Raw genomic sequence first — 15106 nt, forward strand, 5'->3', positions numbered from 1 at the left:
TGGTGTGTTTGGCGACAACCAGTTTACCAGCACCCTGTCTGTCAACTTCCACTTTCCCAGGATCCCGCGAAGAACCTTTTTTTACCTGTTTCTGACGCATTCACCTCCCCCGACGACCATGTTGCTGCCACTTTCCCGCGCTTTACGTCCCCTTCGTCCAGGCTTGTGGCTATCATCGAGACGATTTCTCCCTTCGGGAACCTGCATGAACCACTTGAGTCGTCTGCTGTGCCTCGCCCTGTTGATGTTCGGCGGCCACCTTGCCGCGGAGCCGCTGCGGGTGGGAGTCAGCTTTGCCATTCCTCCCTATGTCATCAGCCACGAAGACAGGGGCATCGAACTCGATCTCATGCGAGAGGCCTTCGCAGGCAGCCCCCATGAGCTGCAGGTCGTCTATCTTCCCCTGGAGCGCACCTTCAGGATGCTGGAGGAAGGCAAGCTGGACGCCATCATCAACGTCAAACCCGGCATGCTGGAAAGTGCCTACCTCTCACAGCCGGTGATCACCTTCCACAACCGGGTCTTTACCCTGGCGCCGACGGCAGTCCACACCATGAAGGATTTGCAGACCCTGCGAGTCAGTGCCTTCCAGCGTGCACGGCAGATCCTGGGAACGACCTTCTCCGACATCGTCGACCAGAATCCCCGTTATGAAGAGGTGGCGAGGCAGGAGGGGCAGGTACAGCGGCTCCTGCTCGGGCGCACCGATGCCGTGATCCTGGAACAGCGGGTGTTCTACTACTATCTGGCTCAGTTGCTCGGGGATGACCAGGAGGGCGACCGCTATCCCAAGGACAAGGTCAGACAGCACGACCTCTTCCCCCCGACTCACTACCACTTCGCCTTTCGCGAGGCGGGCCACCGGCAATGGTTCGACAGACAGCTCGCCAAGATGAAGGCGGACGGGCGCTATGAGCGGATCTTTGCAGCCTATGGCACCACCTCTACTGCCGGAGACAAAAAAGCCAGCCCATGATGGACTGGCTTGATACCGGCTCCGGGGAGCCGCAGTGGATGGAGCGTTACTTCATCGCGCTGCCGTTTTTCAGCTCTGCTTTCTGACGTTTGGCTTCGCGTTTCTCTTTCAGTGACATCTGCGGTTTTTTCTTGGCATCTTTGCCGTGATGCTGTTCTTTGTTGCTCATCATCAGACTCCAAAAAGGTTACCTGGACAGTTGGAACGGGTGTTCCAGCATGTCAGCCGAATCGTGGATTTCAGTACGCCAACAGTGACGATCGGGGATCGCACTGGCCTCAGCATACTCCCAATCTTCCGCCGGGATCCAGCCTATCGGCAGCGCCTGTCAACCAGGCGTTCCCGTCGCGTGCTCCCCCAGGAAATGACGACCGGGCGACACTTTTGGCATCCGGGAACGGATGGTCAGCCTGTCTCCGATGGATGTGTGTTAGGGTGGGCATTCAACGATCGCAGGAGCGCGTCATGAAGAAGCTGGAAATGAAGGATCTGACCGAGGCCGAGAAAGCCGAGATTGCCCTGCTGGTGCAAAAAGCCCAGGCCAATGCCGATCACACCCTGACCAACGGGGAGCGCAACAAGATCCGCGAGGCAGGACGCCAGAAGATCGCCGCCGATCGCGCCCAGGCCGCCAAGGCGGCTTCCGCACTGGCGCGGGAGAAAGCCAAGGAGCGAGCCAGTGCCCAAGTACTGCCCGACACCTTCAACTGGTCCGATTCCGTCAGCAACAAATACCGTGGCAGACGGTAACGGCAGCATGAATGCTCGCAGATGACGCTGCTGCAAAAAAGGGGGCTGTCAGAGCGTCATGTCATCCCCCTGAAAAGGGCAGCAGGAGGCGCCTGGCAGCTGATGCACACCCGGATAAAACGCCGATCCAGCCATCACTGACTGAAACGAATACCAAGATAAAGATTGCCATGACAGGGTGTGCGTGTTCTAATCGTTTTCGATGGTTCGGTAGTTCAGACCTGATTATGTTAGGCAGTCATCTTAAAGCAGTGATTTGTGCAGGCAGTTATCCCCGATAATTCTTGCCAGATAATTCTCCTTCTTTAGTGCTCCCCATACGTATTTCTGACGAAAAATCATGGATTGCCGCTCCGGTGGCGTTTCACTAATCACTACTCAAGGAAATTATCATGTCCAAAATGACTGGTACCGTAAAATTCTTCAACGCCGAGAAAGGCTTCGGTTTCATCTCCCCGGCTGACGGCAGCAAAGACGTGTTCGTTCACTTCTCCGCCATCCAGTCCAACGGTTTCAAAACCCTGGAAGAAGGTCAGCGCGTTGAGTTCACCATCGAGCAAGGCCAGAAAGGCCCGGCTGCTGCGAACGTCGTTCCGCAGTAATTCAAGCCGGAGCACCTTCCCCTCTTTGGGCAAGGGCCTCAGCAAGAATTGAAAAAACCCGCTTCGGCGGGTTTTTTGTTGCCCGTTTCCGGGTGGCCAACCTGTTGCCCTGCTTCCCTCTCGCCACGGGCAGCAAAAAGGGCCCCCTGGTGGTGCCCCATTTCCTGGTCAGGTTCCTTACAGGGGCAGGCTGATCCGCGCCTCCAGCCCCCCCTCCTGGCGATTGTGGAGGCTGAGCTCACCGCCGTGCTGGTGCACCAGGGTGCGGGCGATGGCGAGCCCCAGTCCCACGCTGCCAGACTCGGTGTTGCGGGCTTCATCCAGGCGCACGAAGGGCTTGAACACCTCCTCCAACTGGCTCTCCGCAATCCCCGGCCCCTGATCGCGAACCAGGATCAGCAACTCGCCGTCACCGCGCACCAGCGAGACCTCGGCCCCCCCTGCGTACTTGATGGCGTTGCCGATGAGGTTTTGCAGTACCCGGCGCAGGGTGTTGGCCCGGCAGGCGTAGACCTCCTTGCCCTCGGCCAGGCAGGTGACGGGCTGGCCCATGTCGGCATAGTCGTCACACAGGCTCTCCAGCAGGCTGACCAGATCCAGCTCCCGGGTCGCCTCCTGCTGCCCCTCCTCCCGGGCAAAGCTCAGGGTCGCCGCCAGCATCTGCTCCATCTGCTGCAGGGTCTGCTGGAAGCGCTCCTTGTCTTCCCCGTCCGCCAGAAACTCGCTGCGCAGCCGCAGGCTGGTGATGGGGGTGCGCAGGTCGTGGGAGATGGCGGCCAGCATCCGGGTTCTGTCCTGCACGAAGCGATCGAGCCGGGTGTGCATCCGGTTGAAGGCCTGGATGGACTCGCGGATCTCGGTGGGCCCCTCCTCGCGCAGGGGCTCGATGTCCTCACCACGCCCCAGCCTGTCGGCGTTGGCAGCCAGTTGCTTGAGGGGACGGGTCGCCCGGCGGAACAGCCAGATCATCAGGCCGATCACCAGGCTCGCCACCAGCAGCAGGTTGAGGGTGGTCTGCCAGGACCAGCTCGCCGTCTCCTTGTCCACCAGGGAGCTGAACTGAAGCCAGCCGCCGTTGGGCAGTTCGATGGAGCCGTAGAGCCGCATGTCCTGTGGCGGCGGCATGCCGTTGCGATCCTTCATCATGCGGTTGTGGTGCTGCCAGGCCCGGCTGCGCTGGATGTCCTGCTTCAGCTCGGCGCTGATCTCCACCGCCAGGGAGGGTGGATAGCCGAGCTTGGCCCGCACCAGCTTCTCGAAGCGGGGGCTGCGGTTGTCCGGCTGCAACGGCTCGTCGGCCAGACGCAGCAGCAGGGTCTCGCTGCGGCTCGCCTTGAGGATCTCGTGATAGAGGGAAGGAGGAGAGAGGGAGAGCAGGCGCACCACGGAGATGATGCGTTGCATGGCGTTGCGGCTGTTGACGTAACCGAGGGCCTCCTCCCTGTCCGAACGGTAGATCTGGATACTGAGCAGCTGGATCAGCACCAGCCCCGCCAGGGCCACCAGCACTATCTGGCCGGTCAACCCCTTGGGCAGCAGCCTGGCGAAGACGCGCTTGATCATGTCGGCCTCACTCCTGGGTCACGTCGGCGGCGAACAGGTAACCGCCACCCCAGATGGTCTTGATGAGCTCGGGATTCTTGGGATCCCTCTCCAGCTTGCGCCGCAGCCGGCTCACCAGGGTATCGATGGCGCGATCGAAGGCCACCGCCTCCCGGCCACGGGCCAGATCCAGCAACTGATCCCGGCTCAGCACCCGCTGGGGCCGCTCCAGAAACACCTTGAGCAGATCGAACTCGGCGGTGGAGAGGCTCATCCCCACCCCCTCCTCGTCCACCAGCTCCCGGCGATTGACGTCGAGCAGCCAGCGATCGAAGCGCAGATCCCGGGTCAGGGTCTCCGGCACGGGCAGGCTCTCCGCCTGGGTACGGCGCATCACCGCCTTGATGCGGGCCAGCAGCTCCCGCGGGTTGAACGGTTTGGAGAGGTAGTCGTCCGCCCCCATCTCCAGGCCGATGATGCGGTCCGTCTCCTCCCCCATTGCGGTAAGCATGATGATCGGCAGGCGGGATTTGACCCTGAGCTCGCGGCACAGGGTGAGGCCATCCTCCCCAGGCATCATCAGATCCAGCACCAGCAGGTCGAACTCCCGCTCATCCAGCAGCCGCTTCATCTCCTTGCCATCGCGGGCGCAACTGACGCGCATGCCATGCTGCTCCAGAAAGCGCTTGAGCAGATCGCGGATCTCGCTGTGGTCATCGACCACCAGAATATGAGGGCAGCCTTGGTTCATCATCATCTCTCCGTTATCGGGCTGGGGCGATTATACGAAAATCAACCGGGCGGGTTGTGTCAAAGTGTGCCAGCACGCCCCTGTGCCACACTCTGCTACAAAATAGGCCTCTACTGGCAAATTTCAGACACTTCCACGGTGTTTACTGGATACCAAGGCGAAAGAGCCTCTACCCGTACACATCCGACAGGAGTTACCCATGAAAAAGCTGACCAAGACCCTGCTGACCGCCACCTTGATCCTCGGCCTGCCCCTCGGTGCCTATGCCGCCAGCGAGGCCGTCTCCACCGCCCAGCCGACCCAGGCCACGGCGACCGGTTGCCCCATGGACGGTACCGGCATGATGGGCGGCAAGCATCATGGCGGCCGCCACGACAAGATGGCCCGCATGAAGAACATGACCCCGGAACAGATCCAGGCCCATCTGCAACAGCGCTACGACAAGATTGAAGATCCGGCCAAGAAGGCTGAGTTCGTGAAGAACCTTGGTCTGCGTGCCGACGGCATGATCAAGCACGCCGAGGTGATGAAGCAGTTCGCAGAAGCAAACCAGTAAATCGAAGTGATGAAGCCGTTTGCCGAAGCAGACCAGTAAGTCGAGATGATCAAGGGAAGGTGCGAATAAGTCATATGGCACGAGAGCATTTACTGGTAACCCATTGATATTAAATGACTAAAATTTTCATTTATTGTTCTTGGGATACTTGTTCGCACTTTCCTTAGTAAGGGTTTTAAATCTACTCCCCCAACCTCTGTGCCAACCCCGAATACCGCTCGGTCTTTTTCCGCACGGCCTGTGCCAGCAGGGCGCGATCGCCGTAGAGATCGAGGCGGGCCTTGGCGCGGGTGATGCCGGTGTAGACCAGCTCGCGAGTCAGGAGCGGGCTGGGGCTGTCGGGCAGCACCAGCACGGTATGGGCAAACTCCGACCCCTGGGATTTGTGGATGGTCATGGCGTAGACCGTCTCATGGGGGGGCAACCGGCTGGGCAGCAGGGCCCGCAGGGTGCCGTCCGGCTGCTCGAACCATACCTTGAGGCGGCCGGTGTCATCGGGCAGGCAGAGCCCCATGTCGCCGTTGTAGAGGCCGACCCCGTGGTCGTTGCGCACCACCATCACCGGGCGGCCCGCATACCAGTCGCCGTCGCGGGCGATCAGCCCTGCCTTGGCGAGGGCCAGTTCGAGGCGCTCGTTGAGCCCCGTCACCCCGAAGGGGCCGTCCCGCAGGGCGCAGAGGATCTGGAAGCCGTTGAACGCCTTGAACACCGCCGCCGGATCCTCGCCGGCCCGGGCCGCCTTGAGGTAGCTGCCATAACCGGCGACCCCCTGGGCAATCAGGGCGTTGTAGGCCTCCCCCGCCCAGGGGTGCAGGCGGATGTCGCCAAATCCTGCGCCCCAGACCGCCTCCACCGCCGCCCCGTCGCCGCTGTTGCAGGCCCGCGCCAACTGGCCGATGCCCGAATGCTGGTCAAAGCGCCAGCTCTTGGAGAGCAAACAGAGGCTGTCGCGCACGCTGGCCCCCGCCGGCGTGCCTTGCAGGCGATAGCCGGTCTGGCGGGAGAGCCAGTGTGCCTGGGCGGGGCTGATGCCCTGTTCGATAAAGCTGCAGATATCCCCGAGCACGGCCCCCGCCTCCACCGAGGCGAGCTGATCCTTGTCGCCGAGCAGGATGAGGCGGGCGTGGCGGGGCAGCGCATCCAGCAGGCGCGCCATCATGGGCAGGTCCACCATGGAAGCCTCGTCCACCACCAGCAGGTCGAGGTGCAGCGGGTTGCCTCTGTGATGGCGGAACTGGCTGCGCCCGGGGATCACCCCGAGCAGCCGGTGCAGGGTGCCCGCCTCGGTGGGGATGGCCTGTACCCACTCGGGGGGCAGACCCAGGGCCTGCAGGGCAGCGCCGATACTCTCGGTCAGACGCGCCGCCGCCTTGCCAGTGGGGGCCACCAGCCGGATCGCCGGTGCCTTGCCCCCTTGCAGGCCGGTCTCCACCAGGATGGCGAGGAGCTTGGCCACCGTGGTGGTCTTGCCGGTGCCGGGGCCGCCGGAGATGACCGCGAAGGGGCGCGCCGCCGCCGTGGCCGCCGCCAGCTTCTGGCCGTTGCAGCAGAGCGCCTCGGGCACCAGGGTATCCAGCCGCTCCAGCTCGCTGGCTGCCTGGGCGCTCTTTAGCAGGGTCTCCACGGCCGGCCACTCCACCTCATGGGGGAAGACCAGATCCAGGTACTTCTCCACAAAGTGGCGGACGGAGAAATCCGGCGCGAGGCGGGCCTTGAGCAGGGCCCCGAATACCAGGCCGTAGTCGCGGGCAAAGAGGCGTGACAGGGCCGGGGCAATCTCCGGCCATTCGGCCCGTTCACTCAAGGCGCTAAGGTGGCGGGCCACCCCCAGCTCAAAGTCGTGGTAGCGGGTAAGGTAGAGGCGATCCCCCCAGAGCCGCAGGGGCCAGCGGGGGGTCTCTCCCTCCTCCTGTTCGCTCCCCACCAGGGGGCTGGCCGCAAAGAGGGCGGGCCAGCTCGCGGGATCCGCGAGATCCGCCAGCAAATCCCGGCTCTGATCCGGATCCAGCCCGAAGGGGCGCGAGGATCCCTGCCCGTCACCGCCCTGAGCGAGCATCGCCAGCGGCAGGCAGACATGGCCGCGCCCCAGCTCATGGCAGGCGAGCGCGGCCCCCAGCACCAGCTCGGGGCTGCCGCCCAGGTCGGCCACCAGCCTGGCAAATTGCAGGTCAAGCTGGCGGATGCGCCCCGCCAGCGCCAAGGCTTTCAGCCGCTCTATCATGGTTTCGCCCTTCATCTCGCCCCTCATGCCTCTGCCTTGTTCGATTTCTCTAAACGATGATCGTCAGATGTCACACCTTTACTAAACAACTCGTCCAGCCCCAGCACCAGTTCCCGGCTGGGCCTGGCATGGAAAATGCCCCCCTGGGGCATGCCGCGCAGGAAGAGATAGAAGACCCCGCCAAAATGCCGGTCGAAATCGTAGCCCGGCAGCCGCAAGGCGAGCAGCCGATGCAGGGCCAGCGAATAGAGCTGGTATTGCAGATCGTAGCGATGCTCGACCATGGCCCGCTCTAGGGCCGGGCGGCCGTAATCGGCGGGGCTCATGCCAAGGTGGTTCGATTTGTAGTCGAGCAGATACCAGCGCCCCTGCCACTCGAACACCAGGTCGATGAAGCCCTTGAGCATCCCCTGCACGGTGGCAAAACCGAGCGGCTTGCCGTCCCGCGACAGGGGGTCGTGCTGCTGGCAGAGTGCGGTCAGCGCCGGTGCCGTCACCCGCCCCATGGGCAGGAAGAACTCCAGCTCCACCTGTTTGCGCTCGGGGGCCAGATCCCGCAGCCGCACCGGATCCCCAAGGCCGGTCTCAAGGGGGGTATCCAGCACCGCCTCCACCTGCTGTTGCAGCACGGGGGCCCAGCCTTCGTCGAACCCCTCCTGGGTCAGCAGGGCGGCGATGTGCTGTGCCAGCGACTCGCCCCCCGCGTGCTCGAAGTCGATGGTCTCGAACAGGCAGTGGAGCAGGGTGCCGGGACGCGCCCCCTTGGGGAAGGTGAAGATGGAAGGGGCGGGCGCCTCCTCTTCCTGCACGGTGACGGCAGCCTCGGTGGCCACCTCGTCATCGAAGCCGGGGTTGGCCAGCACCCCCTTGCCGTGGCCGTTGCCCTGGGCCGCGAGCCCGGAGTAGGAGCTGATCCACCAGTCCCGCTCAAGCTGCCCCTGGAACGCGCGCACAGTGGGCTCCCCCGGCTTCTCCGCTTCGGCGGGCAGCGGGGCCGGGCGGGTGAGCGAGGGCTCACCGACGGCCACCCCCGGCAGGGCCTGGGCCAGGTCGGTGAGGGCGGTCGCCAGTGTCCCGGCGTCCCCCTCCTCCCCCTTTTGCAGCAGGTAGCCGATGGCGGTGCGGTGCAGGTCGGTCTTCTCCGACTTGCCCGCCCCGGAGCGCACCGGCGCCAGCCCGAGCCAGGTGGCATAGACCCCCCGGGTCAGGGCCACGTAGAGCAGGCGCAAGTCTTCGGCGAGGCGCTCCTTGTCGGCCTCGGCCAGAGACTCCTCGGCGCCGGTGAGATCGAGCACGGTGCGATTGCCCGCCTCCCCCGTTTCGTGGAACAGGGGGGTGTCGGCGGCGCGGTGGCTGCAAATGAACGGCAGGAAGACCAGCGGGTACTCCAGCCCCTTGGATTTGTGGATGGTGACGATCTGCACCAGCTTGCGCTCGGACTCCAGGCGAAGTATCTGCTCCCCGTCCTGGCCGTTGGGCTGGCTCACCGCCTCCCCGAGCCAGCGCAGCAGGGCGTACTCCCCGTCCAGCTCGCCGCTCGCCTGTTGCAGCAGTTCGCCGAGATGGAGGAAGTTGGTCAGCCGCCGCTCCCCGTAGGGGCTCGCCAGCAGGGAGGCGGCGAGGTTGCGCCCGTGCATCAGGGCCCGCAGCATGGCCAGCACCCCGTGGCGATGCCAGACCGCGCGGTATCCCATGAACTCCTGCACCGCGCTCTCCCAGGCCCGCTCGTCCGAGGCCAGCGCGTCCAGGGCCCTGGCATCGAGATCGAACAGGCCGGTGGCGAGCGCTGCCCTAAGGCTTCGCTCATCGCTCGGGTTCTGGCAGGCGTGCAGGATCAGCAGGATCTCCCGCGCCTCCACCTGGGCCAGCACGCTCTCGCGGTTCGACAGATAGACGGAAGCGATGGCAAGGCGTGCCAGCTCCTGCTGCACCAGCTTGCCCTCGGCGCCGGTGCGCACCAGCACGGCGATATCCCCGGCCCTGACCGGCTCGCTGCCGAGCATCGCCTTGCCCTCCCGGGCCAGCGTGAGCAGGCGATGGATCTCCGCCGCCGTGGCGCGGGCCATCCTGCTCTGGTACTCCCCCTTGTTGAAGGTGGGCTGACCGGTGAGCTGCCAGCAGTGCAGCACGGGGGCGGTCTGCCCCTCGATCAGCAGTGCCCGGCTCTTGCCCTGCGCCTCCACCGGCAGGAAGGGGATGTCCGCCTCGTAGATGAAGGGATCCTTCGCCCGCTCGAACAGGCCGTTGACCGCCGCCACCAGGGCGCGGCTTGAGCGCCAGTTGCGCCCGAGGGTGTAGTGGGCGCTCACATTTCGCCGCGCCTGGATGTAGGTGAAGATGTCGGCGCCACGAAAGCCGTAGATGGCCTGCTTGGGGTCGCCGATCATCAGGAGCGCCGTGTCCTGGTGACCGCCGTAAAGGCGGTGGAAGATGCGGTACTGCTGGGGGTCGGTATCCTGGAATTCATCGATCATGGCGACCCGGTAGGTGGCGCGGATGCGCTCGCACAGCCGCTCCCCCAGGCCCGAGCCGAGCGCCCCGTCGAGATCCCGCAGAAGATCGTCGAAGGAGAGCTGATGGGCCTGGCGCTTGCTCTCCTGCATCCGGCTGCGCACCACCCTGGCCGCCCGCTGCAAGACGAGATCCCGGATGCCGGGTCGGCTCGCCAGCAGGGCGTCTATCTCGCCAAAGAGCGGCAGGGTGGGCACCGTTCCCCCCTTCTTGAGGTTCTCCTCCAGCGCCTGCTGGCCGAAGCGCTCCAGCTCCTTGGGGAGGACGTAGCCGCTGGTCTCGTCCTGCGCCCAGTCGCCAATCTTGGCAAGCCACCCCTCGTAGTTCTTGCCGGTGTAACGGCTGATCTGCCCCTCGGTCTGGCGGCGGATCTCGTCCGTCTGCGCCAGCCACCCGGCTTTCACCGCCCCGATGCGGGCCATGGCGACGCTGTGCCGCGCCGCCAGGGTCTCCTCCCCCGCCACCGGGCGGATCTCCAGCTCGTCGTTGTCGAGCCAGCTCCCCATCTCCCGCAGCAGGGCGGCGGGGCTCGGCCAGAGCCTTCGCACCGCCCGGGCCAGGGGCTGATCCACCGGATAGAACTCGGCGCGCCAGTAGTCACTCACCGCCTGCAGCCGGAGCCGGCTGTCGTCGGTCAAAAATTCGGTTTCAAAGAGGGCGCCCGACTCGAAGGCGTTCTGCCTGAGCATCCGCTGGCAGAAGCCGTGGATGGTGAAGACCGCCGCCTCGTCCATCTGCCGCTCGGCGGCCAGCAGGCGACGGGCCGCCAGGTCGTGATCCTCCACCTCCGCCAGCAGCTGGGCCAGCAGGGTGTCCGTGCTTTGGCCGCGCATGAAGGCGAGACGCGCCTCGTGGATGCGGGCGCGGATCCGCCCCCTCAGTTCGGCGGTGGCCGCCTCCGTAAAGGTCACCACCAGGATCTCGGTCACCGACAGGGGCCGCTCGTGGGCACAGGGCTGACCGGCATCTCCCCCCTCCTCGCCTGCTTGTTCGATAACCGGGCCGTGGCCCAGCAAGAGGCGCAGATAGAGGCCCGCGATGGTATAGGTCTTGCCGGTCCCGGCGGAGGCCTCGATCAGCCGCTCGCCATAGAGGGGAAAACGCAGGGGATTGAGCGGGTTAGCCATTATTGCAACTCCTCCAGCGCCTGATGGAGCGGGGTCAGGTGTTCACGGGCCAGCCCCTGCAACTGGGCCAGCACCTCGTCATCGAGTTCCGGGAAGCAGCGGGCGACATAGACGTCCTGCCCCTCTCCCGTCACCATGTAGCCGCCGTTGAAGCGGGCAAGCGCCGCCTTGTCGGCCTCCTCCGGCTTTGCCGGATCCTTCTCGATCGCCTTGAGCCACTCCCAGGCGGTGCTCGGGAAGAAGGGCAGCGGCCGCTTCATCCCCTGGGTCCAGAGGGCCACCAGGGCCGCCAACCTGGGCCGCGCCTCGTCCGCCGCAAGCCTTGGCAGCCGCAGACTCTGTTTGGCATCGAACAGCAGGGTGTCGCCGGGGACGCTGCTCAATGAGAGGCAAAGGTGCTGGATCCAGGCCAGCAGCAGATCCTTGCCGTTGAAGCTGCCGGGTTTGACCACCAGCGCTCGTCCCTTCTGGGTGTCTATCCAGCCCTGAAGCTGCCCCTGGGCCAGGGCGATGTCGATCTCCACCGCCTGTTTGTCCCCCGTCCAGGGACGCAGCCGCGCCGCCAGCTTGCCCATCTCGCCGTCGATCTCCTCCAGCAGCAGGCTGCCGAACCACCCTTGCGGCAGCAGGCCGGAGAGTTGCAGCCGGTGGCGACGGGCCTCGCTCTCCCCTTCGGTCAGATGGGCATCCAGCAGCAGCGCCTTGAGCTGATAGTGCTGCAGGCCGTCCAGCTCGAAGGGCTCGCTGTCTTCGATGGTCGCCTCCTCCAGCTCGAACCATACCTTGAGGCGGCGGTTGAGGAAGTACCTGGCGGGCTGGCGATAGAAGCGCAGCAGCTCCGCCAGCTCCAGCCCCTGCTCCCTGCCCCACTCCGCAGGCAGGGGCAGATCGCCGCTCTGGAAGTTGGCGGCCCCCCGCTCCGGGCTCAGGGCCGGCAGCCAGTCGGCGGCATAGGTGAAGAGACCGGAGCCGGGTTCGGGGTAAAAGTAGGCCGGGCTGTAGGGGGTGAGGGGGTGCGCCACGATCAGGTGTTCGAGCAGCCGCCGGCCCGAGGTGTCGTCGTCGAGATCTTCATCCCCCGCCAGCACGAAGCCCTGGCGCACGTAGTCGATGAGCTCCGCCAGCAGCACGGAGGGTACCTTCTCGCTGTTGTCCTGGGCGCTGAACCCCTGATAGCTGATGTAGAGCCCCTGCTGGGCACTGAGGAGCGCCTCGAGGAAGAGGTAGCGGTCGTCATCCCGGCGGGATCGGTCCCCGCGCCGCGAGGCCACCGCCATCAGATCGAAGCCCATGGGGGGCAGGGTGCGCGGGTAGACGCCGTCGTTCATGCCGAGCAGGCAGACCTGGCGGAAGGGGATGGAGCGCATCGGCATCAGGGTGCAGAAGTTGACCTGACCGGCGAGGAAGCGCTGGCTGGAGCGGGACTCCCCCAGCACGCTGCCGAGGTAGTCCTGCAACAGGTCGGCACTGATGGCCTGCTCGAAGCGGGCCTCGCCGAGCTGGGCCTGCCAGTCGGTGAGCTGGCTGCGAATGAGCTGGAGCTGGCGCTCTTCATCCTCGTCGGCGAGATAGAAGCGCTCCAGCAGCGCCAGCAGGCAGGCGTGCCATTCGGCCAGCGGCTGCGCCTGTTGCAGCCTGGGCAGAAACTCCGCCAGGGAGTCGACGAACCAGGCGAGCTTGCCGAGGATCAGCCCCTGCTGACCCTCGATGTCCGCATAGGGCAGGATCCCCGCCACCGGCTCCCCGTCCCCCATGGCAAAACCCAGCAGCATGCGCCGCAGGCCGAACAGCCAGCTGTTGCCGGACAGACGCGGCAGCGCGAAGCGCTCGGGATAGTCGTCATCCAGCCCCCAGCGGATGCCGGTCTCCTGCACCCAGCGCCGCAGCACGTTGAACTCGTCGTCGTCCAGCTCGAAGCGGCGCAGCACGGCGGGCACCTCCAGGATGGCGAGCAGCTCCCCCGCTCCGAAGCGGGCGTTCGGCAGCCTGAGCAGGGCGAGGAAACTTTGCAGCAGCGGGCTCTCCTGGCTCGCCGCCCGATCGGAGATCGCAAAGGGGATCTGGCCGCGGGCCCCGCCCCGCCCCTTGCCGCCCTCCTTGCCAAAAACGGCCTGGATGTAGGGACCGTAGCTGTTGACGTCCGGCATCATCACCACCACGTCTTTGGGGGTGAGGGTGGGATCCTGCTCGAACAGGGCCAGCAGCCGGTCGTGCAGCACCTCGAGCTCCCGCATGGGGCCGTGGCAGGCGTGGATCTGCAAAGTGCCGTCATCCAGGCTGACAGGGCTCTTGTGGTGGCTGGCATCGAGGTTGAACTCGCCGGCCCCCCGTTCCGCCAGCTCCAGCACGTCTTTCTGGATGGCCCGCAGCAAGGTGACCTTGCCCTCATCGTCGCGATCCTCGATGTCGACGAAGGCCTCGATCTGCGGTACCTCCAACTCCATCAGCTGGTGCAGGTAGTCGCGCCCCAGCTTGCCCATGGAGGCGAGCAACGGATTGGCGGGGCCCTGCAGGGTCTCGAGATCCGTACCGGGCTTGAGCTTGTTTTCGAGGCGCGCCAGTGTCTTGCGATCGAGCAAGTCCCCCCAGTAGTAGCGGCAGGGGTTGGTCACAAACAGGTGCACCTCCACCTCGGGGCGGCTGCCGAGGGCCAGCAGGGCCTCCACGTAGCGGGGCGGCAGGGCCGAGATGCCGAACACGAAGACCCGTTGCGGCAGCCTGCCCGGCAGATCCCGGGTGCGCTCCAGCTCGTGGATGAAGGCCTCGTAGAGGTTGGCGCGGTGGTAGCCGCTGGGGCTGAGGGCCAGGGTGCGGGCCACCAGCTCGCGCCAGAGCTCGGGCTGCCAATCCTGACCGCTCACCCCGGCCAGCTCCTGGCTCAATCCTTCCCCCTCTTCCCAGCGGGCGATCCAGTCCGGCCGGTAGACCAGATACTGGTCGAACAGATCCGCCACCTTCTGGCAGAGCTGCCAGAGCCGCACCTGCTCCGGCGCCGCCCCGTCACTGCCCCCCAGATAGGCCGCGAGGGGCGCAAAGGCGGGTCTGCCGAGCAGGGTGGGCAGAATGGTCATCAGGTGCCAGCTCATGGCCCCCTTGTTGTAGGGGCTCTGGCGCGGCACGTCCGCCAGCACCCGGGTGAACATCTCCCAGATGAAACTCGCGGGCAGGGGAAAGTCGATGTTGGCGGCGATGCCGAACGCCTTGGCCAGCTCCAGCTTGAGCCACTGGGCCATGCCGGGACTCTGCACCAGGATCTGCTCCCGATCGAAGGGGTGGGAGAGCGGAGCCTGCCGGATGCGGCTCACCAGCAGCTCCTTGAGCAGATCCAGCTGATTGGAGTGGTAGAGGGTAAACATGGACGACTCCCGCCAATTTCATGAAGAGGGGGTGCGCGGGGGGACACTCTCTGGCATTCCCGTCACGGCACGCGAATCGGGATTGTCGGGGATCGGGGGATAAGATGCAAAAGGCACTTGTGGCGTCCGGACTGCGCGCCGTCACACAGATGGCATCCCCGGGAAGCGGGCACAAAAAAGCCGGTGCAAGGCACCGGCCAAAAGGCGTTGGAAAACTTGAAACGTCAGGGTATTACCAGTGCTTGCCGAGGCGGGCATCCAGGCTGAAAGCCCCTGCACCGGCCGCCGCCAGGGCTAGGAAACCACCGGCCACGGAGACGTTCTTCATGAACATCAGCATCTGCATCTGCTCGGCAGGCTGATAGTGGAAGATGAAGGCGGCCATCAGGGTGAAACCGGCCAGCAGCACGGAGAGGCTGCGGGTAAACAGGCCCAGCATGATGGCAAGACCGCCACCCAGCTCCAGCAGGATCACCAGGGGCAGCATGAACCCGGGCACGCCCATGGCTTCCATGTAACCCTGGGTACCGGCGTAACCGCCGATCTTGCCCCAGCCAGCCATCACGAACATCAGCGCCAGCAGTACACGACCCACCAGCAGTGCCACATCTTTCATCTTGTCCATCGTCATATTCCTTCCTGATTACCCATGACCCTCAGCCAGCTTCAAGAGCCGATATGGCATCGGAGGGCTTGCCACGACTGCATGCCCCA

At 65.1% G+C, this 15106-nt stretch carries 11 protein-coding genes; 4 read left to right on the forward strand and 7 right to left on the reverse strand.

The features are described 5' to 3' along the window. Positions 1-205 precede the first annotated feature (205 nt). Complete coding sequence (locus tag OKC30_RS15145; protein WP_041214049.1) at positions 206-976, forward strand: substrate-binding periplasmic protein; 771 nt, start codon at positions 206-208, stop codon at positions 974-976. A gap of 46 nt (positions 977-1022) precedes the next feature. On the opposite strand, the gene OKC30_RS15150 is transcribed toward OKC30_RS15145, so the two are convergent. Then, positions 1023-1145 carry a hypothetical protein gene (locus OKC30_RS15150; RefSeq protein ID WP_010675895.1) on the reverse strand — a complete coding sequence of 41 codons (123 nt, stop codon included), beginning with the start codon at positions 1143-1145 and terminating at the stop codon, positions 1023-1025. Positions 1146-1441: 296 nt separating this feature from the next. On the opposite strand from OKC30_RS15150, the gene yjbD reads away from it, so the two are divergent. Next, positions 1442-1726, forward strand: a complete 285-nt coding sequence (gene yjbD / locus OKC30_RS15155) for a DUF3811 domain-containing protein (RefSeq protein WP_042879473.1) — start codon at positions 1442-1444, stop codon at positions 1724-1726. A gap of 392 nt (positions 1727-2118) precedes the next feature. Next, on the forward strand, positions 2119-2328 hold the full coding sequence (cspE, locus tag OKC30_RS15160) for a transcription antiterminator/RNA stability regulator CspE (protein ID WP_010675897.1): 210 nt from the start codon (positions 2119-2121) through the stop codon (positions 2326-2328). 177 nt (positions 2329-2505) lie between these two features. Here the strand turns inward: cspE and OKC30_RS15165 are convergent, their stop codons facing one another. Both OKC30_RS15165 and OKC30_RS15170 read right to left on the reverse strand, forming a co-directional pair. Next, complete coding sequence (locus OKC30_RS15165) at positions 2506-3891, reverse strand: ATP-binding protein (protein WP_160838752.1); 1386 nt, start codon at positions 3889-3891, stop codon at positions 2506-2508. Between the two features lie 7 nt (positions 3892-3898). Beyond that, positions 3899-4621, reverse strand: coding sequence for a response regulator (locus tag OKC30_RS15170; RefSeq protein WP_160838754.1), 723 nt, complete (start codon positions 4619-4621; stop codon positions 3899-3901). A 199-nt stretch (positions 4622-4820) separates the two neighbouring features. Here OKC30_RS15170 and OKC30_RS15175 point away from each other — a divergent pair, with 199 nt between their 5' ends. Next, positions 4821-5177, forward strand: a complete 357-nt coding sequence (locus OKC30_RS15175; protein ID WP_010675900.1) for a hypothetical protein — start codon at positions 4821-4823, stop codon at positions 5175-5177. A gap of 181 nt (positions 5178-5358) precedes the next feature. On the opposite strand, the gene recD is transcribed toward OKC30_RS15175, so the two are convergent. From recD to OKC30_RS15195, 4 genes are all read right to left on the reverse strand, one after another. Next, positions 5359-7413: an exodeoxyribonuclease V subunit alpha gene (gene recD, locus OKC30_RS15180; protein WP_160838750.1), complete on the reverse strand. Its 2055-nt coding sequence runs from the start codon at positions 7411-7413 to the stop codon at positions 5359-5361. 8 nt (positions 7414-7421) lie between these two features. Continuing rightward, entirely contained in the window at positions 7422-11036 is a 3615-nt protein-coding gene (recB, locus tag OKC30_RS15185; protein WP_160838748.1) for an exodeoxyribonuclease V subunit beta, read from the reverse strand. Further along, positions 11036-14392, reverse strand: a complete 3357-nt coding sequence (gene recC, locus OKC30_RS15190) for an exodeoxyribonuclease V subunit gamma (RefSeq protein ID WP_160838746.1) — start codon at positions 14390-14392, stop codon at positions 11036-11038. The genes recB and recC overlap by 1 nt, the downstream gene beginning before the upstream one ends. Positions 14393-14624: 232 nt before the next feature. Beyond that, a complete protein-coding gene (locus OKC30_RS15195; protein ID WP_010675909.1) occupies positions 14625-15017 on the reverse strand; it encodes a DoxX family protein in 393 nt (130 codons plus the stop codon). Positions 15018-15106 lie beyond the last annotated feature (89 nt).

Origin of the sequence: Aeromonas sp. QDB18, from assembly GCF_027705325.1 — a bacterium.
Lineage (GTDB): Bacteria > Pseudomonadota > Gammaproteobacteria > Enterobacterales > Aeromonadaceae > Aeromonas > Aeromonas caviae.